This is a genomic window from Pseudomonas sp. AL03 (assembly GCF_029960815.1).
GTDB lineage: Bacteria > Pseudomonadota > Gammaproteobacteria > Pseudomonadales > Pseudomonadaceae > Aquipseudomonas.
Map to the genome: position 1 here is coordinate 14,392 of NZ_JASBRE010000025.1, position 23,600 is coordinate 37,991.

Consider the following 23,600-nt stretch of genomic DNA (forward strand, 5'->3'; position numbering starts at 1 on the left):
CTGCGCGATAGGCGCCAATCCGTAACGAATACTTTACGAAAATAGGCGAATTCTCCTACACAGAATGCCGATCACCTGCTGCAACGCCGCACACCTTGGAGTATTTCTAAGTCCATAGCAGGACATAACAAGAACGAAATCCCCTAGCAGGAGAGCAGCATGAAGCAGACGCAATACGTGGCTCGCGAGCCCGATGCGCAAGGTTTTATCGACTACCCCGCCGAAGAACACGCGGTGTGGAACACGCTGATTACTCGCCAACTGAAAGTGATCGAAGGGCGTGCGTGCCAGGAATACCTGGACGGTATCGAAAAACTCGGTCTGCCCCACGACCGCATTCCTCAACTCGGTGAGATCAACAAGGTTCTCGGCGAAACCACCGGCTGGCAGGTTGCCCGGGTACCCGCACTGATCCCCTTCCAGACCTTTTTCGAATTGCTCGCCAACAAGCAGTTTCCGGTGGCGACGTTTATTCGTACCCGCGAAGAGCTGGATTACCTGCAAGAGCCGGACATTTTCCACGAGATTTTTGGCCACTGTCCGCTGCTGACCAACCCTTGGTTCGCCGAATTTACCCACACCTACGGCAAACTTGGCCTACAGGCTTCCAAGGAAGAACGCGTGTACCTGGCGCGTCTGTACTGGATGACCATCGAGTTCGGCCTGGTCAACACGCCAGAAGGCCTGCGCATCTACGGCGGCGGCATTCTCTCCTCGCCGAAAGAAACCGCTTACTGCCTGTCGGACGAACCTGAGCATCAGGCCTTCGATCCGCTGGAGTGCATGCGCACGCCGTACCGCATCGACATTTTGCAGCCGCTGTACTTTGCCCTGCCGAACCTCAAACGCCTGTTCGACCTCGCCCACGAAGACATCATGGGTAGGGTCAAGCAAGGGATGCAGCTGGGTTTGCGCGCACCAAAATTTCCGCCAAAACCAAAAGCTGCGTGATCCGCGACTTTTACGATCAAGTGAGTCTGTCAGGAACCGACGCTTTGCTTTAGCGTGGTGAAACCGCGCGGTTCCGCTGGCGGCCAACCTCTTATCATTCGATTTCAGGAACCCATCATGTCCACATTGAACCAAGCCCACTGCGAAGCCTGCCAAGCCGGCGCTCCCCAGGTCAGCGACGAAGAACTGCCGGTACTGATCAAGCAGATCCCGGACTGGAACATCGAAGTGCGCGACAGCGTGATGCAGCTGGAAAAAGTTTTCCTGTTCAAGAACTTCAAACACGCGCTGGCGTTCACCAACGCCGTCGGTGAAATCTCCGAGGCCGAAGGTCACCACCCAGGCCTGCTCACCGAGTGGGGCAAAGTCACCGTGACCTGGTGGAGCCACTCCATCAAAGGCCTGCATCGCAACGACTTCATCATGGCCGCGCGCACTGACGAAGTGGCCAAGGACGCCGAGGGCCGCAAATAATGCATTTCGACGCCATAGGTCGAGTACCCGGCGACCCGATTCTCGGCCTGATGGAGGCCTATGCGCAGGACCCTAACCCGCGCAAATTCGACCTCGGCGTGGGCGTCTATAAAGATGCCCAGGGCCTGACACCGATTCCCCAGTCGGTGAAGCTCGCCGAGCAACGTCTGGTGGATCGTCAGACCACCAAAACCTACATCGGTGGTCACGGCGAACCGGCGTTCGGCAAGGCCATCATTGAATTGGTTTTGGGTGCCGATTCCCCGCTGATCGCTGAACAACGGGCCGGCGCGACGCAAACGCCGGGTGGCACCGGCGCGCTGCGCTTGAGTGCCGACTTCATCGCCCAGTGCCTGCCGGGTCGTGGCGTGTGGCTGAGCAACCCGACCTGGCCGATTCACGAAACCATCTTCGCGGCGGCTGGAGTCAAGGTCAGTCATTACCCGTACGTCGGCAGCGATAACCGCCTCGACGTCGAAGCGATGCTCGCGGTACTCAACGAAGCGCCGAAGGGCGATGTGGTGCTGCTGCACGCCTGCTGCCACAACCCGACCGGTTTCGATCTGTCCCATGACGCCTGGCGCCGGGTGCTGGACGTGGTGCGCAGCCGCGATCTGGTTCCGTTGATCGACTTCGCCTACCAAGGCTTCGGCGATGGTCTGGAACAGGATGCATGGTCGACCCGCTTGTTCGCGGCCGCGTTGCCGGAAGTGCTGATCACCAGTTCCTGCTCAAAGAACTTCGGCCTGTACCGCGACCGCACAGGCGCGCTGATTGTCTGCGCGAAAACCGCTGACAAGTTAGTGGATATCCGCAGCCAACTGGCCAACATCGCCCGCAACCTGTGGTCGACACCGCCAGATCACGGCGCGGCTGTGGTGGCGACCATCCTCGGTGATCCAGAGCTGAAAAGCCTCTGGGCTGACGAAGTGGAAGCCATGCGTTTGCGTATCGCCCAACTGCGCAGCGGATTGGTTGAAGCCCTTGAGCCTCATGGGTTGCGCGAGCGCTTTGCGCACATCGGCGTGCAGCGCGGGATGTTTTCCTACACCGGATTGACGTCGGACCAGGTGAAACAACTGCGCGATCATCACAGTGTTTACATGGTCAACTCAGGCCGGGCCAACGTGGCCGGGATTGATGCGACGCGTCTGGATTTGCTGGCCGAGGCGATTGCCGAAGTCTGCAAATAACCCTCAAGCCCTGCACAGGCCCCCTGTGGGAGCGAGCCGGCTCGCTCCCACATTGGTTTGTGTCACTGCTACCAACCTGTCTAGACAACCCCATCCGTCGCAACAAATGGATATAAAACTCTATTTGTCATTTCTCCTGCTGTATCCTTCCCAGGCTTTTTAAAAGCGCGGATCTACCAGATCTATCAACAGACTTTGCGAGGAGCGCGATATGCACGAGATCCCTAATCTCCCCTTCCCAAGCCTGCACGAAACTGAGCAGACGCCCACGCAACAAGCCGGTGCCCAACAGCCCGAGCCGAAAGAAGCCACTGAACGCCGCAAGGCCGACAGCGAAGACTGATTCACCTGCAATGCCAGACCGTGTGGAAAGCGCTAACATGCGCTTTCCACACCGCCTGAACCCTTGAGCCCCTCCATGACCGACGACTTCAACCCTACCTTTAGCGAAGCTCAGGCCAGCGTTCTGATCGGTACCACCGAGAAGATGATCGAGATCTGGAATCGCCTGTCCCCCGACAAGCAAGCCGCCCTCCTGGCCCGCTTCGGTACCGAAGAAAACGCCCTGGCCGCCTTGGTCACCACGCACCTGGTTGCTCCCGCCAAACCTTGAATCACTCTCCCGGCAAATAGTTGTACTTTTCCACGACCCGCGTCCGCTCGCGCCGCTATCATAAGCAGCCTATCTATCCTGCTTCCCCGTGGACCTTTTACCCATGCCTGAAAACCAGCGCCCCCTGGCGGTCACGCTGCAAGTCGTTTCCATCGTGCTGTTCACCTTCATCGGCTACCTGAGTATCGGCATTCCCCTGGCCGTGTTGCCGGGCTACGTCCACAGTGATCTGGGCTTCGGCGCGGTGATAGCCGGTCTGGTCATCAGCGTGCAATACCTGGCCACCCTGCTCAGCCGCCCTTATGCCGGAAAAATCATCGACAACAAGGGCAGCAAACTCGCCGTGATGTACGGCCTCGCCGGTTGCGGATTGAGCGGTGTGTTCATGCTGATTTCGGCCTCGACCCAGAGCCTGCCGACCTTGAGTCTGATCAGTCTGTTGATCGGTCGTCTGGTGCTCGGCAGCGCGGAAAGCCTGGTGGGCTCCGGTTCGATCGGCTGGGGCATCGGTCGGGTCGGCGCGGCGAACACCGCCAAGGTCATTTCCTGGAACGGCATCGCCAGTTATGGCGCCATCGCCATCGGCGCCCCGCTGGGAGTGTGGCTGGTCGGTGAATTGGGTTTGTGGAGCATGGGCGTGAGCATCGTGCTGCTGGCCGTGCTGGGCCTGGCGCTGGCCTGGCCGAAAACCGCCGCACCGGTCGTTGTCGGTGAACGCTTGCCGTTCATGCATGTGCTGGGGCGCGTGCTGCCACATGGTTGCGGTCTGGCGCTGGGCTCGATCGGCTTCGGCACCATCGCCACCTTCATCACCTTGTATTACGCCACGCAGCATTGGTCGAACGCAGTGCTCTGTTTGAGCCTGTTTGGGGCCAGCTTCATCGGCGCACGCCTGCTGTTCGGCAACCTGATCAACCGCCTCGGCGGCTTTCGCGTGGCGATTGCCTGCCTGTCGGTGGAAACCCTCGGCTTGCTGCTGCTATGGCTGGCACCGGATGCTCATTGGGCACTGGCCGGTGCGGCGCTGAGCGGGTTCGGCTTTTCGCTGGTGTTCCCCGCGCTGGGGGTGGAAGCGGTCAATCTGGTGCCAGCCTCCAGCCGTGGTGCCGCGGTCGGGGCTTATTCGCTGTTCATCGATTTGTCGCTGGGGATCACCGGGCCGTTGGCCGGTGCGGTGGCGGCAGGCTTTGGCTTTGCCTCGATTTTCCTGTTCGCCGCCCTCGCCGCGTTAAGCGGGTTGATGCTTAGCGTTTATCTGTACCGGCAAGCGCCAAAGTATCGCGAAGAAAGAGACGCGCGTTAGAAGTCGACCTTACCGCGCCCGGCCTTGATGCTGCCACGCTTGGTCTTGGATTCGAGCCGACGCTTCTTCGAACCGAGGGTCGGTTTGGTCGGACGACGTTTCTTTTCGACCTTGGTGGCACTGAGGATCAACTCGGTCAGCCGCTCCAGCGCATCCGCGCGATTGGCTTCCTGCGTGCGGTATTGCTGGGCCTTGATGATCAACACCCCTTCGCTGGTGATGCGACTGTCACGCAGCGCCAGCAGCCGTTCCTTGTAGAACTCGGGCAACGACGAGGCCGGAATGTCGAATCGCAGGTGCATGGCGCTAGAGACCTTGTTGACGTTCTGCCCCCCCGCGCCCTGAGCGCGAATAGCGGTTAACTCGATCTCGGCATCTGGCAGATGCACGTTGTTGGAAATCACCAGCATGAAAAAGCGTCCGTATTCAGAAGCTGCAGGATACCGCGAATGACAGGCTGACTCCTGTAGGAACACAAGGCCCCGAAATGACAAACCCGGCACATGGCCGGGTTTGTTGTTTCTGGCTGCTGGGTTATTTCACTGCGGCCTGCAACGCCTGTTGCGCGCTGCGCTTGTTCTTGATGCCGTAGCAAACCCACATGAACGCAACCCACACCGGAATCGCATACACCGAGATCTGGATGCCCGGGATCAACAACATCACGCCGAGAATGAACACCACGAACGCCAGGCAGACGTAGTTCCCGTACGGGTACCACAGGGCCTTGAACAGCGGCGTTTGCTGGGTCTTGTTCATGTGCTGGCGGAACTTGAAGTGCGAGAAGCTGATCATCGCCCAGTTGATCACCAGGGTGGCCACGACCAGCGACATCAACAGTTCCAGCGCGTTTTGCGGGATCAGGTAGTTCAGCAACACCGCGATCAGCGTCACCGCCGCCGAAGCAAGGATCGAACGCACCGGCACGCCGCGCTTGTCGATTTTCGCCAGAGCCTTCGGCGCATCGCCCTGCTCGGCCATGCCCAGCAGCATGCGGCTGTTGCAGTAGGTGCCGCTGTTATACACCGACAACGCCGCGGTCAGGACCACAAAGTTGAGGATGTGCGCGGCGGTGTCGCTGCCGAGCATCGAGAACACTTGCACGAACGGGCTGCCGCTGTAGGAATCACCCGACGCGTTCAGGGTAGCCAACAGGCTGTCCCAAGGCGTCAGCGACAGCAGGATGACCAACGCACCGATGTAGAAAATCAGGATCCGGTAGATCACCTGGTTGATGGCTTTCGGGATCACAGTTCTCGGTTTGTCGGCTTCCGCTGCGGTGAAACCGAGCATTTCCAGGCCGCCGAAGGAGAACATGATGATCGCCATGGCCATCACCAGGCCGCTGACGCCATTCGGGAAGAAGCCGCCGTGGGCCCAGAGGTTGGTCACCGACGCTTGCGGGCCGCCGTGGCCACTGACCAGCATATAGCTGCCCAGCGCAATCATGCCAACGATGGCCACGACCTTGATGATCGCGAACCAGAACTCGGCCTCACCGAAGACTTTGACGTTGGCCAGGTTGATCAGGTTAATCAGGACGAAAAATCCGGCTGCCGATACCCAGGTCGGGATGTCCGGCGCCCAATAGTGGATGTATTTGCCGACCGCGGTCAGCTCCGACATGCCCACCAGAATGTACAGAATCCAGCAGTTCCAGCCCGACAGGAAGCCGGCAAAACCACCCCAGTATTTATGAGCGAAGTGGCTGAAGGAACCGGCCACCGGCTCTTCGACGATCATTTCGCCGAGCTGGCGCATGATCATGAAAGCAATGAAGCCGCAGATGGCGTAGCCGAGGATCATCGACGGGCCGGCGGATTTCAGGACGCCGGCCGAGCCGAGGAACAGCCCGGTACCGATCGCGCCACCGAGGGCGATCAGTTGAATATGGCGATTTTTCAGGCCGCGTTTCAGCTCGCCTGAATGCGAGTTTTGTCCACTCATGAAAAGGGTCTCACGCAAGGTTTGATGATGTTCGTTAGACGTTGCTGCTCAGTTGCGATTTCAAGCAGCGCCGATCAAACCCCAGCGCAAGCACCAGGAGTTCAGCGTTTTTACAACGGTCATGCGTCACCTGTTTGTTTTTATCTGTGACGAAATCGAACCCGACACGCTCGTGACGCGACGGAGTGAACAAGGCGGATAGCCTTGAGGTTTGCGCAGATGCGCAGGAGGTCACAGTTAAAACGCGGCGCATTGTACACCCGGAACCCCCTGCTGCCAGACACCGCTGGATCAGCGTGTCGATTGCCGGGATTGCCAGTGTCCGCCTCGAGTGCCTCGGGCGGCTGCAAAAATTGAGTCAGACCTTTGCGGGTCATCGACGGGGACGGCGGAAAAATCGCCCCACGGGGAGAAGTAGAGATGAGTCACGGCGTTCATTGCGCCTCCTTCTTGTTATGCACCTGCACGACAGGCATGGGGCGCATCTCACCCTTCAACCGAGTCTGAAACAAGCGGGCCAGAGCCCTCGATCGGGGCTAAACGGCTCTGAGACGGAAGGTTTTCCTTACACCCATTGCATAATCGTCAAACCAAGGGATATGAGGCTTGATTTCGTCAGTATTTCTTTACATGGCGTAACGTAAATTTTCCGAATCAGATCTGGATGTAGGCTGACTGCAAATTGACGGAAGGACGTTTCCTTAAGAAAAGGTCGGGTTAGTTTTTTGTTTTTTATTAACAAATTGCCTCTTACAAAACAGAATAAAAAGTTCAAACAAATCTTATTTAATTATTTTTTTGCATTTTAAAAATCTCTGAACTAGGTTTCAGCGACTTGCCGAGCCGCATCGATCGGCAAGTTGTTCTTACTCAAAAGTCATCTAGGAGATTCACCATGCAAGCACTGGACAACGACTTGGAAACTGAACTGCAGCTGGACGATTGGTTTGAAGCACCGACCCATGAAGCCGCCGTTGAAATGATGCAAGCCGACGCGGTTGTTCCGTTCGGCACGGCGATGTGGCCTTTGTAAGAGAGGCCCGGCAGGCACGATCCGGCCGGTGGTGCCTGCCACTTTTTCTCGGTTTGTCAGGGAGGACTACATGGATAAGCAACGCGCCATCTCGCATTTCCTTTACTACCTCGAACACCACCCTGCCCTTGCCGGCATCAACCCGGCGAAGGTTTTGCTCGGCCACACGGCTGATTACGCGGCACTGACCGGCGCCATCGCCGAACAGGCCGGTAACGGCCAACCGTTTAGTTTCAGCGCCATGCGCCTGGACCTTGAACCGACCGAATTGCTGACTCAGGCGATTACTGACAGCGATCTGTACATTTTCTTCTACGACTCTTCCACCCTGCCCAACCCACGCCCCGACGGCCCGGAATTTGTCCGCGCGCTGCAAGGCGTGATGGCCGAGAACTGGAAGAAGTCGCTGCTGTTCAAGGATTACGGCGATTACTTCTACGACACCTTCAGTGTCACCCCGCAGCGCATTGCCGGGTTGAACAGCCACTTGATCCAGCGCATGTCTCACGCCAACACGTTAAGTTTCAAAGATGATCACGGGTCATGGTTCGAAACACCGTTGAGCAGCATCAAGAAGTGGACCGATATTAACGGTGTCGGCAACTTCGACCTGGCTCCCGGTGAAATTGCCACGCACAGCGAAGCCATTAACGGGCGGGTCAAGTTCATGGGGACTTTTCTCGGCACTATTCCATTCGCCCGCAAGTACGGGGTGCTGGAGTCACCGCTGGAACTGTGGATCGAGAATTCGACCATCAGCAAAATCGCCACCGAGGTGCCCGGGCTGGAACATGACTTCAACAAGTATCTGGAAGCCAATCCATCCAATCGACGGATCGAGGAGTTGGGGATCGGCACCAACGAAGGCGTGAAGACGTTGTATGCACGCAATGCCGGGTTCGAGGAACGTCATTGCGGGCTGCATCTGGGATTGGGTGGTGGCGCGAAGGGTAGCCATCATCTGGACCTGATCTTCTCCAGCGGCGTGTTGGCGCTGGATGATGAGCCGGTGTTTGATGGGCGGTTTGTGTTCTAAACGATCAGCCGGACCAAAAAAAACGCCAACCCGAAGGTTGGCGTTTTTTTATGCAGCACTTACCGATTACTCAGGCTTGCGACGACCGAAACCCGGACGCTGGCCCGAACCGGCAGGCGCACCACGGCGTTTGCCCGATGGCGCGTCCTTGTCGACCAGGACGATGCCTGGGCGCTTCTTCGGCGCTGGCTTGGCCGGGCGCTTGGTATCAGAAGGACGGTCTGCCACTGGCGTACCGCGACCCGATTCTCCACGACCAGCAGGAGCACCGCGATCACTACGACCGCCGCTTGGCGCACTACGGCCTTCACCGCGCTCGGTGCGACCGTTGGCCGGACGCGGAGTGCGTGGACCGCGCTCGCCGTCAGCACGAGGTGCTGCAGGCTTGCGGGCGGGGCGCTCGCCTTCGATTTGCGGTTCACGGGAGTCACGCGGTGTAGCAGCGGTCTGGTTACCGATGGCTGGACGCAACGAACGCACGCGGTCGGTCTTGCCCATTGGACGCGACGATTTACGCTGCATGCGATCGAGCTTGTCTTTGCTCTTGGCGTTCATCTGCGGCATGGCCACCGGCGTCAGGCCCACTTCAGCACTCAGAATGTCGACTTCGTACTGGCTCATTTCGCGCCAGCGGCCCATCGGCAGATCGGAGTTGAGGAACACCGGACCGAAACGCACGCGCTTCAGACGGCTGACCACCAGGCCCTGGGATTCCCACAGACGACGGACTTCGCGGTTGCGACCTTCCATCACCACGCAGTGGTACCAGTGGTTGAAACCTTCGCCACCTGGCGCCTGCTTGATGTCGGTGAACTTGGCCGGGCCGTCTTCGAGGACGACGCCTGCTTTCAGACGCTCGATCATCTCGTCATCGACTTCGCCACGCACACGCACCGCGTATTCACGGTCCATTTCATAGGAAGGGTGCATCAGGCGGTTGGCCAGCTCACCGTCGGTGGTGAACATCAGCAGGCCGGTGGTGTTGATGTCCAGACGACCGATGTTGATCCAGCGACCTTCTTTCGGGCGCGGCATCTTGTCGAAAACGGTCGGACGGCCTTCCGGATCAAGGCGGGTGCAGATTTCGCCGTCTGGCTTGTTGTACATGATCACGCGGCGTACCGACTCGGCGGCTTCTTCGCGCTTGATCACCTTGCCATCAATGGTGATGGCGTCGTGCATGTCGACGCGCTGCCCGAGGGTGGCGTCTTTGCCATTGACCTTGATGCGGCCGTGACTGATCCAGGCTTCTACGTCACGGCGCGAGCCGACGCCGATTCGGGCGAGGACTTTCTGCAGTTTTTCGCCTGCTGGGCCGATTTCCTGGTCGTCTTTCTGGTCTTTGATACTCATCTGGGCACCTCCCGGTGTGGTCTGTAAAACTGGGTACTTGGCGAAGGGATCGCCGAAGGGTCGCGAATCATACGCTCATGGGAGCGTTCGCGCATCAGAGACTAGCTGATCAATGGAGACTTACCTGGATTTCCGCTGACCGGTGGCACCGAGCTTGCGCGATGACGCCGGCACATTCAACACCGAGATCGTTCCCAAGCTCTGCGTGGGAACGATCAGTCAGGTCAATCGTCGTCGAATTCGCGGCGTTCGGCCTCGATCGCTTCGGCGAGGGCTCGGGCTTCGGCTTCTTCGTCGGTCAACTCGGGCTCGGGCTTGTGTTGTTCAAGGGCGGCGACAGCGGCGAGGAGTTTCTCGCGAGCTTCGGCAACGCCAAGCACATCATCTTCCTGCTCTTCTTCCTGCTCTTCTTCCTGCTCTTCTTCGACTGAGGCTTCGGGCTCGACCTGAAGTTCAACTTCGATCTCAGGCTCAAGCTCGGGCTCGGGCTGATCCAGGATCTCTTCGGTCTCGGTCACCTCGCCATCGCGCAACAAATCGTCGAAGTCGGTCTTGAGCCCCTCCTCCATGGTGTCCAGTTCCAGCAACAACGTATGGAAACTGGTTTCTTCCTTCGGCTCTTCCGGTTCCGCGCTAGCGTCGGCCAACGCTTGCAGACCGGCAGGCACCGGCGCGTCGTCGAAATCGAGCACCGGATCAGGTTCAAGCTCGCGCAGTTCGGCCAGCGGTGGCAAATCGTCGAGGTTTTTCAGGTTGAAGTGATCGAGAAAGGCCTTGGTGGTCGCGAACATCGCCGGCTTACCCGGCACGTCGCGGTAACCGACAATGCGAATCCACTCGCGCTCCAGCAAGGTTTTGACGATGTGACTGTTAACCGCCACGCCCCGCACCTCTTCGATCTCACCCCGGGTGATCGGCTGGCGATAGGCGATCAGGGCCATGGTTTCGAGCATGGCGCGGGAATAGCGCTGCGGCCGCTCTTCCCACAATCGTCCTACCCACGGCGAGAACTTTTCGCGGATCTGCAAGCGATACCCGGAGGCCACTTCCTTCAGCTCGAAGGCGCGGCCGTCGCAGGACTTGGCCAGAATCGTCAGGGCTTTCTTGAAGACCGGCGGTTCCGGCCGCTCGCCCTCTTCGAAGAGTTCGAACAGGCGTTCAAGCGATTGCGGTTTTCCCGAGGCCAACAGAAAGGCTTCAAGCAGTGGCGCCAGCTCGCGGGGTTCAGTCAGGTTCATGATTCAACTCGTTATTCGGCTCGGGCTCGCACGTGGATCGCCGCGAACGGCTCATTCTGCACCAGCTCGACCAAGGATTCCTTGACCAGTTCGAGAATCGCCATAAAGGTCACCACCACCCCCAGACGCCCTTCTTCAGCGGTGAACAGCTCGACAAACGGCACGAAACCACCACCCTTGAGCCGTTCCAGCACATCGCTCATGCGTTCGCGCGTGGACAGCGCCTCGCGGCTGACCTGGTGGCTTTCGAACATGTCGCCACGGCGCAGCACCTCGGCCATGGACAGCAGCAGCTCTGACAGACGCACGTCCGGCAACAACTTGCGCGCCAGGGCTTGCGGGGCATCCAGCTTTGGCACTACCACATCGCGGCCCACGCGGCTCAGGCCATCGATGCCTTCGGCAGCGGCCTTGAAGCGTTCGTACTCTTGCAAGCGGCGGATCAGTTCGGCGCGAGGGTCGTCTTCTTCCGCCTCGATCGTTTCGGCACGCGGCAGCAGCATCCGCGACTTTATCTCGGCCAGCATCGCGGCCATGACCAGGTACTCGGCGGCCAACTCCAGGCGCACCGACTGCATCAACTCGACATAGCCCATGTATTGCCGAGTGATTTCCGCCACCGGGATGTCGAGAATGTTGATGTTCTGTTTGCGGATCAGGTACAGCAACAGGTCGAGGGGGCCTTCGAACGCTTCAAGGAAGACTTCCAAAGCGTCCGGCGGGATGTACAGGTCCAGCGGCATTTCCATGACCGCCTGGCCATAGACCATGGCGAAGGGCAGCTCTTGCTGGGCTCCGGCCTGACTGTCGACAACGGGTTCTACTGCAGACATCTACGCCTCGGCCATGAACGGCGTAGGGTCGCCGCAACCGACGCGGATCACTTCTGGCTCGCCGTCGGCGAGGTTGATCACGGTGGACGCCTTGATCCCGCCGAAACCGCCGTCGATGATCAGTTCGACCTGATGCTCAAGCAATTGACGCATTTCGTAAGGATCGGTCATCGGATCGGTGTCGCCAGGCATGATCAGGGTCACGCTCATCAGCGGTTCGCCGAGTTCCTCCAGCAGCGCCAGGGCAATCGGATGGCTCGGCACGCGCAGGCCGATGGTGCGTTTTTTCGGGTGCAACAACAGCCGCGGGACTTCGCGGGTGGCGTTGAGAATGAAGGTGTATGGCCCCGGCAGGTGAGCTTTAAGCAGGCGGAAGGTGCCGGTGTCGATCTTGGCAAACAGCCCCAGTTGCGACAGGTCGCTGCAAATCAGCGCGAAGTTGTGCTTTTCGTCCAGCTGTCTCAACCGGCGCACGCGCTCCACGGCATTCTTGTCGCCGATCTGGCAACCAATGGCATAGGACGAGTCTGTGGGATAAATCACCACCCCGCCGCTGCGGATGATCTCGACAGCTTGTTTTATCAGGCGCGCTTGCGGGTTTTCCGGATGAATCTGGAAAAATTGACTCACATTCTCTACCTGTTCAGACGGCGGCAATAATTGGGTCATGTTTGAATCGACACCACAGTGGTGGCAGATCCTCCGGGAGCGGGCGGTATTCACCGATCTCGGACCAGCCTCCAGGGCCATGAAAGTCACTGCCGGCGCTGACCAGCAGACCGAATTCACGGGCAAGAATCGCCAGGCTGCCCACTTGCTCGGCGGGCTGATGGCCATTGACCACTTCGATAGCGTGGCCCCCTGCTTGAATATAGTCGGCAATCAACCGGCGACGTTTGCTGCGAGTGAAATCGTAGTGCCACGGATGCGCCAGGCTGACCCAGGCTTTCGCGGCTCTCAGGGTTTCGACCGTGTCTTCCAGGGTCGGCCAGTGTTGCTTGACGTCCCCCAGCTTGCCGGCGCCCAGCCATTTGCGGAACGCTTCGGCGCGATCCTTGACGAAACCTTCACGCACCATCCAGTCGGCGAAATGCGGACGGGCCGGCGCGTTGCCGCTGTCGCCCAGTTCCTGCTGAATGGCCCGGGCACCTTCGAGCGCTCCCGGCATGCCTTTCAACGCCAACTTGCGGCTTATTTCTTCGGACCGGAGCCAGCGGCCATCGTGCAATTTTGCGATGGCCTCGACCAACGGTGCGGCATTTACATCAAATCCGTAGCCCAGTACATGAATGGTCGCGCCCCCCCAAGTGCAGGACAATTCGACACCGTTGACCAGTTGCATCCCCAGCGCAGTCGCCGCGTGGCGGGCCTCGTCGAGGCCTTCAAGGGTGTCATGATCGGTCAAGGCCAGGACTCGCACGCCTTTTTCGAACGCACGCGCAACCAGAACTGCAGGCGCGAGAGCGCCATCGGAGGCCGTGCTATGGCAGTGCAAATCAACATTCACGGGGATGTGTTACCTCAAATCAGCTGGCGCTATCGCGCGCCAATATGTTTGTTATTATGCCGACACATCCTGCTTCTGGCTGCCACTGTGAAACAATTCATCGATTTCATCCCGCTTCTGCTGTTTTTCATCGTCTTCAAACTCGACCCACGGGTCGTCGACATCGCCGGTCATCAACTGACTGTAGGCGGTATTTACAGCGCCACCGCGATGCTGATCATCAGCTCCCTGGTGGTTTACGGCACGCTGTTCATCAAGCAGCGCAAGCTGGAGAAGAGCCAGTGGCTGACCCTCATCGCCTGCCTGGTCTTCGGCAGCCTGACCTTGGCGTTCCACAGCGAAACTTTCCTGAAGTGGAAAGCCCCGGTGGTGAACTGGCTGTTCGCCCTGGCTTTCATCGGCAGTCACTTTGTGGGTGACAACCTGCTGATCAAACGCATCATGGGCCACGCGCTGACCCTGCCGGATCAGGTCTGGACGCGCCTGAACATCGCCTGGATTGGGTTTTTCCTGTTCTGCGGTGCCGCCAACCTGTTCGTCGCGTTCACCTTCCAGAACTACTGGGTCGACTTCAAGGTGTTCGGCAGCCTGGGCATGACGCTGCTGTTCCTGGTCGCCCAGGGCATCTACCTGTCCCGCCACCTGCACGACGCCGATACCACAACGCCAAAAACCGAGGACTGACATGCTTTACGCAATTATTGCCACAGACGTCGCCAACTCCCTGGAAGCCCGCCTGGCCGCACGCCCTGCACACCTTGAGCGCCTGCAAGTGCTCAAAGGCGAAGGTCGCATCGTTCTGGCCGGTCCACACCCGGCGGTCGACAGCAATGATCCGGGTGCTGCGGGTTTCACCGGCAGCCTGATCGTCGCCGAATTCGATTCTTTGAGCGCCGCCCAAGCCTGGGCCGACGCTGATCCGTATATCGCCGCAGGCGTCTACGCCAACGTTTCGGTCAAGCCGTTCAAGCAAGTCCTGCCATAGTGTCTTGTCTCGCAAGTACTGTTCCTTTTTTGACGGTGTCTGTTGCCGTCATGCTGCGTTGCCGCTCCTCGCCATAGCGGGCTATGACTCGTCGCGGCGCCTTGCCTGACAACAACAGCCACTCGCCAAAAAGAGGAACGTACTTGTGAGACAAGACACTAATCCCCTGGCGCGGTGAACCTAATCGGTTTCATCGCGCGCTCAACGCTCATTATTCTCGTTTACCGGCCGACAACCTGCCCAATACTCGTATTGGAATCAGGAGTCGCGATGCGCAAAGGTCCGTTGTGTCTGATGTTGGTGACGTTGTCGATCATGGCCCCCGCCCACGGTGAAGAAGGCGCTGCTGGCGGTAGTTCGACGCCGCTTTCCTTGAGCGCCGGCAGCCAGATCACCGATTTGCAGCAACGCTTGAAGGCAAGCGAGCAGCAACGAGAAGAACTGAGCAAACAACTGCAGAATGTCGATGGCGAACGCGAAAGCGTTCAGCTGAGCCGGTTGCGCCAGGAGAACCAGCGTCTGAAGCTGCAACTCAAGGAAGCCCAGGCCAGCAGCCCGCTGCCGCGCTTGCTGACTGATCAGCAGCAGTGGTTCGTCATCGGGGCCGGAGTAGCGCTATTGGCGTTGCTCTGCGGTATCTTCGCCAGTGGTGCCACCAGAAAACGTAGGCAATGGCTAAATTGAGTGAGTCATGAGCGAGCTGTTATTAATTGATGATGACCAGGAGCTGTGTGAGCTCCTGAGCAGTTGGCTGAGCCAGGAAGGCTTCCAGGTCCGCGCCTGCCACGACGGTCAGAGTGCCCGTCGCGCACTGGCTGAAACATCGCCGGCAGCCGTGGTACTGGACGTGATGCTGCCGGACGGCAGCGGCCTGGAGTTGCTCAAGCAATTGCGCAACGACCACCCGGACTTGCCGGTGCTGATGCTCTCGGCGCGCGGCGAGCCGCTGGACCGCATCCTCGGCCTGGAACTCGGCGCCGACGATTACCTGGCCAAACCGTGCGACCCACGGGAACTGACAGCCCGCCTGCGCGCCGTGTTGCGCCGCAGTCACCCGACGGCGGTGTCCAGCCAGATGGAACTGGGCGACCTGTGTTTCAGCCCAGTGCGTGGCGTCGTCAGCATCGATGAGCAGGAATTCACGCTCACCGTGTCCGAAAGCCGTTTGCTCGAAGCCCTGCTCAAGCAACCCGGTGAGCCGCTGGACAAACAGGAACTCGCGCAAATCGCCCTCGGCCGCAAGCTGACACTGTACGACCGCAGCCTGGACATGCACGTCAGCAACCTGCGCAAAAAGATCGGCCCGCACCCCGACGGCCGCCCGCGCATCGTGGCCCTGCGCAGCCGTGGCTATTACTACAGCCTGTAAGTTTTGTCAGGTCAGCGAGAAATCGTCTTTACCCAAGCTTTACACTCCGCTGACCGCCGCTGACCTTGGTCTCCGTAATCTGCACACATCCGGAACGTACCGGGAACGAGACAAGGAGATTCACCATGCGCAAGACTCTTATCGCTCTGATGTTCGCTGCCGCTCTGCCGACCATTGCCATGGCCATGCCTGAAGGTGCCGGCCCGATGGACGGCTCACGCCATGGCGGTCAGATGCACGGCATGCACGGCAAAGGCCCGTACAGCCAGCTGGACCTGAGCCGCGAACAGCGCGAGCAGGTCCGCAAGATCATGGGCGAGCAGATGCATGAGCGTAAGCAAGTGGTCGACAAGTACCTGGAAAAACTTTCGCCAGCCGACCAGAAAGCCATGAAAGATGAAATGGCGGCCAACCACAAGAAAGCTGAAGCCGACGTGCGTGCCTTGCTGAAACCGGATCAACAGAAGCAATTCGACGAGATCCAGAAGAAAAAGGCCGAGCGTCGCGCCGAATGGGCCGAGTTCAAGGCCTGGAAAGCGCAACAACCGCAAAAAGCGCAATAATGCTTTAGCAACACGCCCCAGCCCAACGGTTAATCGCCCTTGGGCTTTCTTTGTTTGAGGATTTTTTGTGCGCTCATTGTTCTGGCGTATTCTGGCCAGCTTTTGGCTGGCCATCGCTCTGGTTGCAGGGCTTTCCATTCTGCTCGGGCACATGCTCAACCAGGATGCATGGATTCTCAGCCGTCACCCGGGCCTCAACACCCTGGCCGAACAGTGGACGCAAACCTATGAGTCGCAGGGTGAAGACGCGGCCCAGGACATTCTGGAACAGCGCAAGCGCCAGTATCACATTGACGTTCAAGTGCTCAACGAGAGCGGCGATCCGGTGGTGCGCGGCACCTTCCCACGTCGTGCGGCAGCCTTCGAAGCGCGGCAGAACAACGACGACCGTCGCCTGCCATGGCGTCGCTTGACCGCTGAGTACACCAGCGAAAAAACCGGCGACACGTACCTGCTGATCTACCGCATTCGACACCCGGAACTGGACTCATGGCACCGCGAAAGCCTGCTGTGGCCGTTGAGTGCGCTGGGTATCGCGCTGGTGGTGCTGACCTTGTTCAGCTTGTTGGTGACGTTGTCCATTACTCGCCCACTCAACCGTTTGCGCGGTGCGGTGCATGATCTGGGGCAAACCACTTACCAGCAGAACAGCTTGGTAAAACTGGCCAACCGGCGCGATGAGTTCGGCGTGCTGGCCAACGACTTCAACCGCATGGGCGCGCGCCTGCAAAGTTTGATCGGCAGTCAGCGGCAGTTGCTGCGGGATGTGTCCCACGAATTGCGCTCCCCCCTCGCCCGGCTGCGCATTGCGCTGGCACTGGCCGAGCGGGCCAACCCTGAAGAACGGGAAAAGCTCTGGCCGCGCCTTACCCGTGAGTGCGACAGACTGGAAGCGTTGATCAGCGAAATCCTGGTACTGGCACGGGTCGATGCCGACAACGCCAGCGCCGAAGAAGTTGATCTCAATGCGCTGCTCAACACTCTGCAAAAGGATGCTCAATTGAGTTCGCCCGAGCAGAACGTGCGCCTTGAGGCCGAGCCTCAGCTGAATCTCAAAGGCTGGCCGACGATGATCGAGCGCGCCGTGGACAACTTGCTGCGCAATGCTCAGCGGTTCAACCCGCAGGGGCAATCCATTGAAATGCAGGCGGTGCGTCAGGGTGAGCGGATTGTGGTCAGCGTGCGTGACCATGGGCCGGGTGTAGAGGCTGCACATTTGAGCCAGTTGGGGGAGCCATTCTACCGGGCACCGGGGCAGACGGCGGCTGGACATGGTTTGGGGTTGGCCATTGCGCGTCGTGCGGCGGAACGGCATGGCGGGAGTCTAGTGCTGGCAAATCATCCGCATGGTGGGTTTATCGCCAGCCTTGAATTACCGTTGGTGCCGGGGGCGGTCGTTCAGCCGTAAGTGCAGTGGTGATGCAAAAAGATCGCAGCCTCGTTTCACTCGACAGCTGCTACAGATGTACACCTGTCTCTGTAGCAGCTGTCGAGTGAAACGAGGCTGCGATCTTTTGATCTTCAAAACTTAGCGGGCCAGACGCTGACGAATTCAGTGAGGTCTACCTTCTCCGCCACCCGCGGTTCCTTCTGCGGCGTACCCAGATAAAGAAACGCAATCACCTCTTCCCCTTCCACAAGCCCCAACCCCTTGGCCACATGCGCCGAATACGCCAGCTCACCCGTGCGCCACACCGCGCCAATCCCTTGCGCATACGCCGCCAGCAAAACCCCATGAGCCGCGCAACCCGCCGCCAGCCGTTGTTCGGACTTCGGATATTTGACGTGATCCTGCAACCGCGCGATCACCACAACCACCAGCGGCGCACGCAGCGGGCCGTTACGCGCCTTGTCCAGCGCGGCCTCGGACACCTCACTGTCCTGCAGCTTCGCCGCTTCGGCCAGCAACTCGCCCATTTGCTCACGTGCCGCGCCTTCGACGGTCAGGAAGCGCCAAGGCTGCAAGTGACCATGGTCTGGCGCTCGCATCGCGGCGGCAAACAGCACTTCGCGTTGTTCTGCGGTCGGTGCTGGTTCCAGCAGTCGCGGAACGGAAACACGGTTGAGCAAAGCGTCGAGAGCCTGCATCGGCCACCTCCTGAAAAAAATGTGAAGCTATTCTAGCTGCAACCACCTCGGGAGTGCCGGTTTACATAGCAGGCCCCGCAGGTAGAATGGCGCCCTTCCCTATTTCAGCCCGAGCGGACTTCATGGCGTTGCCGACCTTACGGATTATTGGTTTCATCATCGGCATCTTCCTGATCACGCTGGCCATCGCCATGGTCGTGCCCATGGCCACGCTGGTGATTTTCGACCGCACCAGCGACCTGCCGTCGTTCCTCTGGGCGAGCATGATTACCTTTGTCGCCGGCCTCGCGCTGGTCATCCCAGGTCGCCCCGAACACATACACCTGCGTCCGCGAGACATGTACCTGCTGACCGTCAGCAGTTGGGTGGTGGTGTGCATCTTCGCTGCGCTGCCGTTCCTGCTGACCCAGCGCATCAGCTACACCGACTCGTTCTTCGAAAGCATGTCCGGCATTACCGCCACCGGTGCGACGGTGCTCACGGGCCTGGACAACATGTCTCCCGGCATCCTGATGTGGCGCTCATTGCTGCACTGGATCGGCGGCATCGGCTTTATCGGCATGGCGGTAGCGATTCTGCCACTGCTGCGCATCGGTGGCATGCGGCTGTTTCAGACCGAGTCGTCGGACCGTTCCGAAAAAGTCATGCCCCGTTCGCACATGGTGGCGCGTTTGATCGTTGCGGCCTACGTCGGCATCACCATTTTCGGCAGCCTGGCATTCTGGTGGGCCGGGATGAGCCCGTTCGATGCGATCAACCACGCGATGTCGGCGATTTCCACCGGTGGTTTCTCAACGTCCGACCAGTCTCTTGCCAAGTGGACGGAGCCTGCAGTGCATTGGGTCGCGATCGTCATCATGATTCTTGGTGCCCTGCCGTTCACCCTGTATGTAGCGACCTTGCGCGGTAACCGCAAAGCACTGATCAAGGATGAACAGGTTCAGGGGCTGCTCGGCATGTTGCTGGTGACCTGGCTGGTGCTCGGCACCTGGTATTGGTGGACCACCCAGCTGCATTGGCTGGAAGCCCTGCGACATGTGGCGCTGAACGTGACCTCGGTGGTCACGACTACAGGCTTCGCGTTGGGGGACTACAGCCTCTGGGGCAATTTCTCGCTGATGCTGTTCTTCTATCTGGGTTTTGTCGGCGGCTGTTCGGGCTCGACCGCTGGCGGGATCAAGATTTTCCGCTTCCAGGTCGCGTACATCCTGCTCAAGGCCAACCTTAACCAGCTGATTCACCCGCGCGCGGTGATCAAGCAGAAGTACAACGGTCACCGCCTCGACGAAGAGATCGTGCGTTCGATTCTGACCTTTTCCTTCTTCTTCGCCATCACCATCTGTGTGATCGCGCTGCTGTTGTCGCTGCTCGGTGTGGACTGGATGACCGCCCTCACCGGCGCGGCCGCCACGGTGTCCGGTGTCGGTCCGGGACTGGGCGAGACCATTGGCCCGGCGGGCAACTTTGCCACCCTGCCGGACGCCGCCAAGTGGATTCTGTCGGTCGGCATGCTGCTGGGCCGACTCGAGATCATTACGGTGTTTGTTCTGTGTATTCCGGCGTTCTGGCGTCACTGACAGGAGCAGGCGCTTCCATCAGGCGCATCCGGTACTCGCCGGGGGTGGCGTCGAACCAGCGGCGGAAAGCACGGAAGAAGTTGCTCGGATCGGCGAACCCCAGCAGGTAGGCAATTTCCAGCAGGGTCATGGACGGCTGCGCCAGGTATTGCTCGGCCAGTTCACGTCGAGTGTCGTCGAGCAACGTCTGAAAACTCGTGCCTTCTTCCTGCAAGCGTCGCTGCAAGGTGCGTTGTGACAGGTGCAGCGTCTGCGCCACGGTATCGCGCTTGGGTTCGCCCTGGGGCAGCAAACGGCACAGCACCTGTCGCGCCTTGTGGGTCACGCGACTCTCGGAAAACCGTGCCAGGTATTCACCGGCAAACCGGTCATGCAACAGCGCCATCGCCTCGTTGGCAGTAGGCAACGGAGCCTCCATGTCAGCACGCTCGAAGATCAAGGCGTCATAAGGCGCGTTGAACACCAAAGGTGCATGAAAGGCTTGTTTATAGGGTTCCAGATCGACGGGCTGATCGCCCTGCACCAGCACTTTGCGCGGTTGCAGAGTGCGCCCGGTCAACCAGCCGCACAGCGCCAGGGCACAGGCCAGTGACGCTTCGGCGCTCTGCCGGGTCGGTGGCAGATGGTCGCCGTGAACCGTCAGAATCAGCGCATAACCCTCCTCCAATAACCGGAAGCTCAGGTCGGCACTTTCCGCAATGATCCGCTGATAGCGCACCAGGCGCTGAAAGCCTTCGGCCAGGGTCTGGCTGGACATCAAGGCGTAGCCTGCCACATGAAAGGAAGCCGGTCGCACCACCTTGCCCATGTTCAGGCCAATCGCCGGGTTGCCGGACAGCTCAACCGCGCGCTGCCACAGTCGTGTCATGGAATCTTGCGGGAAGCGCGCATCCGGATCATCCAGTGCCGTGTAGTCGAGCCCCAGCTGCTTGAACAGAACCCGGCAATCCAGGCCGTCCATCTCCAGTGCTTTGACAATCCCCATCGCCCAGCTTGCAGAAGTCGTTCGTTCGCTCATGTCGTCCACTTACATGATGAGCCGCAGGCTACGGCCAGTTTCCGAAGGATACTAAAGTGGCGCCTATTGTCACTGGCTGATGCCAATGATCACTCTAGACTCAAATAAGCTACCCGCAGAACAACTTGCAGTCAGAACAATAACCACAGAGATCGCAGTCGTGGAAAACGTCAAACGTTTCAACAGCTTCGCTGAGTTCTATCCGTATTACCTCAGCGAACACAGCAACAGTACCTGTCGACGATTGCACTTTATCGGCACGACGCTGGTTATTTTCATTCTGGCCCTCACCATCGGCAAAGGCGCCTGGCTGCTGCTGTTGGCGCTACCGCTGGCGGGCTACAGCTTCGCCTGGGTGGGGCATTTCTTCTTTGAGAAAAATCGTCCTGCGACCTTCCAACATCCGTTTTACAGCCTGCTGGGCGATTTCGTCATGTACCGAGACATGATTCTGGGTCGCGTGCCGTTCTAGGCGCAACCGCTATTTAGAGAGATAAGCAAAGAGAGACTAGCCGATGAACGCCAACGCCCGTTTCACCCACATGCAGGACGGCACACAGGAAGACTGGGCGATTATCGCCGCAGACTTCAGTGCCTACGCGCGACAATTACCGACAAGGATTGTGGCGCACCTGAAATTACTGGAGGGTGATTTTGGCGGTTTTCCGGTGGATCGTCTGACCCACTCCCTGCAAACCGCCAGCCGTGCCTGGCGCGATGGCCGCGATGAAGAATACGTGGTCTGCGCGCTGCTTCACGACATTGGCGACACCTTGGGTTCCTACAACCACCCGGACATCGCCGCAGCGATCCTCAAGCCGTTCGTCAGCGCCGAGAACCTGTGGATGGTCGAGCAACACGGGATTTTCCAGGGATACTATTTCTTCCATCATTTGGGCATGGACCGGCATCTGCGCGAGCAATTCAGCGGCCATCCGCAGTATCAGGCGACCATTGAGTTCTGTGCCAAATATGACGCAGCGGCGTTTGATCCGGCGTATGACACGCTGCCGCTGAGTTTCTTTGAGCCGATGATGGAGCGGTTGTTTGCGCAGCCGAAGAACTCCATCTACAAGGCCGCGATGGAGGAATACGCGCCAGGCTGATAAGTCCAGCGGGACCGGCTCAAACACCCAAAATGTTAGGCCGGCTCTGCGATTCTAATGGCTTTCAACTCCGCCTCACGCGCCTGGACATCCGCCAATCGATACAATTCGATCGACCCGTCCCAATGCTCGATCAGCGCTGTGCACGACTCCACCCAATCTCCGCAATTGAGATAATCCACCCCGCCGACCTTGCGAATCTCGGCATGGTGAATGTGCCCGCACACCACGCCGTGCAACTCGCGTTTGACGCATTCGTGAGCGATAGCTTCTTCGAAATCGCTGATGAAGCTGACCGCGGTTTTGACCTTGTGCTTTAGGTAGGCAGACAACGACCAGTAACCGTAGCCATAACGGGCGCGCCAATGGTTGAGCCAGCGGTTGAGAGTCAGAGTGAATTCGTAGGCCGAGTCGCCGAGAAAGGCCAGCCAGCGGTGATACCGTGTGATCACGTCGAACTGATCGCCATGAATGACCAGCAGATGGCGACCATCGGCGGTCACGTGCACGGCTTCATCCACCAATTGGATATTGCCCAGAATCAGTTTCGAATAGCGGCGCAGGAATTCGTCGTGGTTGCCGGTGACGTAGATCACCTCGGTGCCGCGCTTGCTCATGGTCAGCAAGCGGCGGATCACATTCGTGTGCGCCTGGGGCCAGTACATGCCGCCGCGCAGCTTCCAGCCGTCGATGATGTCGCCGACCAGGTAAATCTTGTCCGTGTGGTAGCCCTTGAGAAACTGCGACAGGTGTTCGGCCTGGCAATCCCGGGTGCCCAGATGCACATCGGAAATCCACAAGGTCCGCACACGTTGCTTACGACTGGGTTTGGCGAGCTCGGCGCTGGTCATGGGCAACCCTCTGCAAAAGTTTTTGCAACTTTGCGCCGGTCGGGTTAATTGCCCATGACAGTGGCGAGTCAGTCCTGTGACAGCGCCCCACGATTGCCCTCGGTGTAGACTGGCAGCCTTGCCCTGGAGACCTTCGATGAGACCGATCCTCACGCTACGCCAGTACACTCATGACCCGATCGTCCACAGCCACGACCACGCGCAGCTGGTGTTCGGGCTGTCGGGTGCGCTGGATTTCGAGGTCGACGGGCGTCGCAGTCAGGTGGTTCAGCAGAGTTTCGTGGTGGTGCCGTCCGGTTTCCATCACGCCTGCGGTAGCGCCAATGGCAGCCGTTGCCTGGTGCTGGATGTGCCCAGCGCCCCATAGGCATCTCAGTCCCTTGGTGAACACGCCGAGGCCAGCCGTCGTTTGCTCGACAACGCCGGTCGGTGTTGCGGGAGTTCGGTGCCTCACCCGGAAAATTGCGGCGCTAGGTTGGCGACAAAATGCAATAGTTTACCGACAGACACACCTAGGGTTATCACGGTTCAATGCAGGAGCTGCCGAAGGCTGCTCCTACAT

Annotated in this window: 27 protein-coding genes and 1 pseudogene; 18 read left to right on the forward strand and 10 right to left on the reverse strand. The window is 59.2% G+C overall.

Annotation, left to right across the window (positions count from 1 at the left end; translation table 11 throughout):
* The first annotated feature begins 159 nt into the window (after positions 1-159).
* From phhA to QK293_RS21280, 6 genes are all read left to right on the forward strand, one after another.
* On the forward strand, positions 160-951 hold the full coding sequence (phhA, locus tag QK293_RS21255; RefSeq protein WP_282380684.1) for a phenylalanine 4-monooxygenase: 792 nt from the start codon (positions 160-162) through the stop codon (positions 949-951).
* A gap of 117 nt (positions 952-1,068) precedes the next feature.
* A complete protein-coding gene (locus QK293_RS21260; protein ID WP_129442142.1) occupies positions 1,069-1,425 on the forward strand; it encodes a 4a-hydroxytetrahydrobiopterin dehydratase in 357 nt (118 codons plus the stop codon).
* The gene (locus QK293_RS21265) at positions 1,422-2,618 is read left to right on the forward strand and encodes an amino acid aminotransferase (protein WP_282380814.1); all 1,197 of its coding nucleotides are present in this window, start codon (positions 1,422-1,424) and stop codon (positions 2,616-2,618) included. Before QK293_RS21260 ends, QK293_RS21265 begins: the two co-directional genes overlap by 4 nt.
* A gap of 211 nt (positions 2,619-2,829) precedes the next feature.
* Positions 2,830-2,961: a hypothetical protein gene (locus tag QK293_RS21270; protein ID WP_008156098.1), complete on the forward strand. Its 132-nt coding sequence runs from the start codon at positions 2,830-2,832 to the stop codon at positions 2,959-2,961.
* Positions 2,962-3,036: 75 nt separating this feature from the next.
* Positions 3,037-3,231 (forward strand): hypothetical protein, encoded by a 195-nt coding sequence (locus QK293_RS21275; protein ID WP_282380689.1) that lies wholly within the window; start codon positions 3,037-3,039, stop codon positions 3,229-3,231.
* A 103-nt stretch (positions 3,232-3,334) separates the two neighbouring features.
* Positions 3,335-4,534 (forward strand): MFS transporter, encoded by a 1,200-nt coding sequence (locus QK293_RS21280; protein WP_282380691.1) that lies wholly within the window; start codon positions 3,335-3,337, stop codon positions 4,532-4,534.
* Here the strand turns inward: QK293_RS21280 and arfB are convergent.
* Both arfB and QK293_RS21290 read right to left on the reverse strand, forming a co-directional pair.
* Positions 4,531-4,944, reverse strand: coding sequence for an alternative ribosome rescue aminoacyl-tRNA hydrolase ArfB (gene arfB, locus QK293_RS21285; RefSeq protein ID WP_007902485.1), 414 nt, complete (start codon positions 4,942-4,944; stop codon positions 4,531-4,533). The two genes, QK293_RS21280 and arfB, sit on opposite strands and share 4 nt — an antisense overlap.
* A 124-nt stretch (positions 4,945-5,068) precedes the next feature.
* Positions 5,069-6,481, reverse strand: a complete 1,413-nt coding sequence (locus tag QK293_RS21290) for an amino acid permease (protein WP_282380694.1) — start codon at positions 6,479-6,481, stop codon at positions 5,069-5,071.
* An 895-nt stretch (positions 6,482-7,376) separates the two neighbouring features.
* On the opposite strand from QK293_RS21290, the gene QK293_RS21295 reads away from it, so the two are divergent.
* The gene (locus QK293_RS21295) at positions 7,377-7,514 is read left to right on the forward strand and encodes a hypothetical protein (RefSeq protein ID WP_282380696.1); all 138 of its coding nucleotides are present in this window, start codon (positions 7,377-7,379) and stop codon (positions 7,512-7,514) included.
* A 70-nt stretch (positions 7,515-7,584) separates the two neighbouring features.
* Positions 7,585-8,550: a leucyl aminopeptidase gene (locus tag QK293_RS21300; RefSeq protein ID WP_282380700.1), complete on the forward strand. Its 966-nt coding sequence runs from the start codon at positions 7,585-7,587 to the stop codon at positions 8,548-8,550.
* A gap of 66 nt (positions 8,551-8,616) precedes the next feature.
* Here QK293_RS21300 and rluB read toward each other — a convergent pair whose 3' ends face one another.
* From rluB to QK293_RS21325, 5 genes are all read right to left on the reverse strand, one after another.
* On the reverse strand, positions 8,617-9,903 hold the full coding sequence (gene rluB, locus QK293_RS21305; protein WP_282380702.1) for a 23S rRNA pseudouridine(2605) synthase RluB: 1,287 nt from the start codon (positions 9,901-9,903) through the stop codon (positions 8,617-8,619).
* A 224-nt stretch (positions 9,904-10,127) separates the two neighbouring features.
* Positions 10,128-11,141 carry an SMC-Scp complex subunit ScpB gene (scpB, locus tag QK293_RS21310; protein WP_282380704.1) on the reverse strand — a complete coding sequence of 338 codons (1,014 nt, stop codon included), beginning with the start codon at positions 11,139-11,141 and terminating at the stop codon, positions 10,128-10,130.
* An 11-nt stretch (positions 11,142-11,152) separates the two neighbouring features.
* The gene (locus QK293_RS21315; RefSeq protein WP_282380816.1) at positions 11,153-11,851 is read right to left on the reverse strand and encodes a ScpA family protein; all 699 of its coding nucleotides are present in this window, start codon (positions 11,849-11,851) and stop codon (positions 11,153-11,155) included.
* Positions 11,852-11,974: 123 nt separating this feature from the next.
* Complete coding sequence (locus tag QK293_RS21320) at positions 11,975-12,604, reverse strand: L-threonylcarbamoyladenylate synthase (protein ID WP_149632173.1); 630 nt, start codon at positions 12,602-12,604, stop codon at positions 11,975-11,977.
* Between the two features lie 13 nt (positions 12,605-12,617).
* Positions 12,618-13,481 carry a PHP domain-containing protein gene (locus QK293_RS21325; RefSeq protein ID WP_282380710.1) on the reverse strand — a complete coding sequence of 288 codons (864 nt, stop codon included), beginning with the start codon at positions 13,479-13,481 and terminating at the stop codon, positions 12,618-12,620.
* Positions 13,482-13,568: 87 nt separating this feature from the next.
* Between QK293_RS21325 and QK293_RS21330 the strand changes: the two genes are divergently transcribed.
* From QK293_RS21330 to QK293_RS21355, 6 genes are all read left to right on the forward strand, one after another.
* On the forward strand, positions 13,569-14,165 hold the full coding sequence (locus QK293_RS21330; RefSeq protein WP_282380712.1) for a septation protein A: 597 nt from the start codon (positions 13,569-13,571) through the stop codon (positions 14,163-14,165).
* Position 14,166: 1 nt separating this feature from the next.
* Entirely contained in the window at positions 14,167-14,466 is a 300-nt protein-coding gene (locus QK293_RS21335; protein ID WP_008156126.1) for a YciI family protein, read from the forward strand.
* Between the two features lie 270 nt (positions 14,467-14,736).
* The gene (locus QK293_RS21340) at positions 14,737-15,150 is read left to right on the forward strand and encodes a translation initiation factor 2 (protein ID WP_282380718.1); all 414 of its coding nucleotides are present in this window, start codon (positions 14,737-14,739) and stop codon (positions 15,148-15,150) included.
* 7 nt (positions 15,151-15,157) lie between these two features.
* Positions 15,158-15,835: a response regulator transcription factor gene (locus QK293_RS21345; protein WP_282380720.1), complete on the forward strand. Its 678-nt coding sequence runs from the start codon at positions 15,158-15,160 to the stop codon at positions 15,833-15,835.
* 125 nt (positions 15,836-15,960) lie between these two features.
* Positions 15,961-16,398, forward strand: a complete 438-nt coding sequence (locus QK293_RS21350; protein WP_282380722.1) for an LTXXQ domain protein — start codon at positions 15,961-15,963, stop codon at positions 16,396-16,398.
* 67 nt (positions 16,399-16,465) lie between these two features.
* Positions 16,466-17,806, forward strand: a complete 1,341-nt coding sequence (locus tag QK293_RS21355; protein ID WP_282380724.1) for a HAMP domain-containing sensor histidine kinase — start codon at positions 16,466-16,468, stop codon at positions 17,804-17,806.
* 113 nt (positions 17,807-17,919) lie between these two features.
* Here the strand turns inward: QK293_RS21355 and QK293_RS21360 are convergent, their stop codons facing one another.
* Positions 17,920-18,486 carry an NAD(P)H nitroreductase gene (locus QK293_RS21360; RefSeq protein WP_282380726.1) on the reverse strand — a complete coding sequence of 189 codons (567 nt, stop codon included), beginning with the start codon at positions 18,484-18,486 and terminating at the stop codon, positions 17,920-17,922.
* 122 nt (positions 18,487-18,608) lie between these two features.
* Between QK293_RS21360 and QK293_RS21365 the strand changes: the two genes are divergently transcribed.
* Positions 18,609-20,063: a TrkH family potassium uptake protein gene (locus QK293_RS21365; protein ID WP_282380728.1), complete on the forward strand. Its 1,455-nt coding sequence runs from the start codon at positions 18,609-18,611 to the stop codon at positions 20,061-20,063.
* On the opposite strand, the gene QK293_RS21370 is transcribed toward QK293_RS21365, so the two are convergent.
* Positions 20,020-21,081 carry an AraC family transcriptional regulator gene (locus tag QK293_RS21370; protein ID WP_282380729.1) on the reverse strand — a complete coding sequence of 354 codons (1,062 nt, stop codon included), beginning with the start codon at positions 21,079-21,081 and terminating at the stop codon, positions 20,020-20,022. The two genes, QK293_RS21365 and QK293_RS21370, sit on opposite strands and share 44 nt — an antisense overlap.
* A 160-nt stretch (positions 21,082-21,241) precedes the next feature.
* Between QK293_RS21370 and QK293_RS21375 the strand changes: the two genes are divergently transcribed.
* Both QK293_RS21375 and QK293_RS21380 read left to right on the forward strand, forming a co-directional pair.
* Positions 21,242-21,553 (forward strand): DUF962 domain-containing protein, encoded by a 312-nt coding sequence (locus QK293_RS21375; protein WP_282380731.1) that lies wholly within the window; start codon positions 21,242-21,244, stop codon positions 21,551-21,553.
* Positions 21,554-21,596: 43 nt separating this feature from the next.
* Positions 21,597-22,187 carry a phosphohydrolase gene (locus tag QK293_RS21380; protein WP_282380733.1) on the forward strand — a complete coding sequence of 197 codons (591 nt, stop codon included), beginning with the start codon at positions 21,597-21,599 and terminating at the stop codon, positions 22,185-22,187.
* 35 nt (positions 22,188-22,222) lie between these two features.
* On the opposite strand, the gene QK293_RS21385 is transcribed toward QK293_RS21380, so the two are convergent.
* Positions 22,223-23,038 (reverse strand): UDP-2,3-diacylglucosamine diphosphatase, encoded by an 816-nt coding sequence (locus QK293_RS21385; RefSeq protein ID WP_282380735.1) that lies wholly within the window; start codon positions 23,036-23,038, stop codon positions 22,223-22,225.
* Between the two features lie 136 nt (positions 23,039-23,174).
* On the opposite strand from QK293_RS21385, the pseudogene QK293_RS21390 reads away from it, so the two are divergent.
* A pseudogene (locus QK293_RS21390) lies at positions 23,175-23,468 on the forward strand (cupin domain-containing protein); the annotation flags it as partial.
* Positions 23,469-23,600 lie beyond the last annotated feature (132 nt).

Excerpts from the sequence above, each read along its gene's own strand:
- phhA (WP_282380684.1), top strand. The coding sequence starts at position 160 with ATGAAGCAGACGCAATACGTGGCTCGCGAGCCCGATGCGCAAGGTTTT.
- QK293_RS21260 (WP_129442142.1), top strand. The coding sequence starts at position 1,069 with ATGTCCACATTGAACCAAGCCCACTGCGAAGCCTGCCAAGCCGGCGCT.
- QK293_RS21270 (WP_008156098.1), top strand. The coding sequence starts at position 2,830 with ATGCACGAGATCCCTAATCTCCCCTTCCCAAGCCTGCACGAAACTGAG.
- QK293_RS21275 (WP_282380689.1), top strand. The coding sequence starts at position 3,037 with ATGACCGACGACTTCAACCCTACCTTTAGCGAAGCTCAGGCCAGCGTT.
- QK293_RS21280 (WP_282380691.1), top strand. The coding sequence starts at position 3,335 with ATGCCTGAAAACCAGCGCCCCCTGGCGGTCACGCTGCAAGTCGTTTCC.
- arfB (WP_007902485.1), bottom strand. The coding sequence starts at position 4,944 with ATGCTGGTGATTTCCAACAACGTGCATCTGCCAGATGCCGAGATCGAG.
- QK293_RS21290 (WP_282380694.1), bottom strand. The coding sequence starts at position 6,481 with ATGAGTGGACAAAACTCGCATTCAGGCGAGCTGAAACGCGGCCTGAAA.
- QK293_RS21295 (WP_282380696.1), top strand. The coding sequence starts at position 7,377 with ATGCAAGCACTGGACAACGACTTGGAAACTGAACTGCAGCTGGACGAT.
- QK293_RS21300 (WP_282380700.1), top strand. The coding sequence starts at position 7,585 with ATGGATAAGCAACGCGCCATCTCGCATTTCCTTTACTACCTCGAACAC.
- rluB (WP_282380702.1), bottom strand. The coding sequence starts at position 9,903 with ATGAGTATCAAAGACCAGAAAGACGACCAGGAAATCGGCCCAGCAGGC.
- scpB (WP_282380704.1), bottom strand. The coding sequence starts at position 11,141 with ATGAACCTGACTGAACCCCGCGAGCTGGCGCCACTGCTTGAAGCCTTT.
- QK293_RS21335 (WP_008156126.1), top strand. The coding sequence starts at position 14,167 with ATGCTTTACGCAATTATTGCCACAGACGTCGCCAACTCCCTGGAAGCC.
- QK293_RS21340 (WP_282380718.1), top strand. The coding sequence starts at position 14,737 with ATGCGCAAAGGTCCGTTGTGTCTGATGTTGGTGACGTTGTCGATCATG.
- QK293_RS21345 (WP_282380720.1), top strand. The coding sequence starts at position 15,158 with ATGAGCGAGCTGTTATTAATTGATGATGACCAGGAGCTGTGTGAGCTC.
- QK293_RS21350 (WP_282380722.1), top strand. The coding sequence starts at position 15,961 with ATGCGCAAGACTCTTATCGCTCTGATGTTCGCTGCCGCTCTGCCGACC.
- QK293_RS21360 (WP_282380726.1), bottom strand. The coding sequence starts at position 18,486 with ATGCAGGCTCTCGACGCTTTGCTCAACCGTGTTTCCGTTCCGCGACTG.
- QK293_RS21365 (WP_282380728.1), top strand. The coding sequence starts at position 18,609 with ATGGCGTTGCCGACCTTACGGATTATTGGTTTCATCATCGGCATCTTC.
- QK293_RS21370 (WP_282380729.1), bottom strand. The coding sequence starts at position 21,081 with ATGAGCGAACGAACGACTTCTGCAAGCTGGGCGATGGGGATTGTCAAA.
- QK293_RS21380 (WP_282380733.1), top strand. The coding sequence starts at position 21,597 with ATGAACGCCAACGCCCGTTTCACCCACATGCAGGACGGCACACAGGAA.
- QK293_RS21385 (WP_282380735.1), bottom strand. The coding sequence starts at position 23,038 with ATGACCAGCGCCGAGCTCGCCAAACCCAGTCGTAAGCAACGTGTGCGG.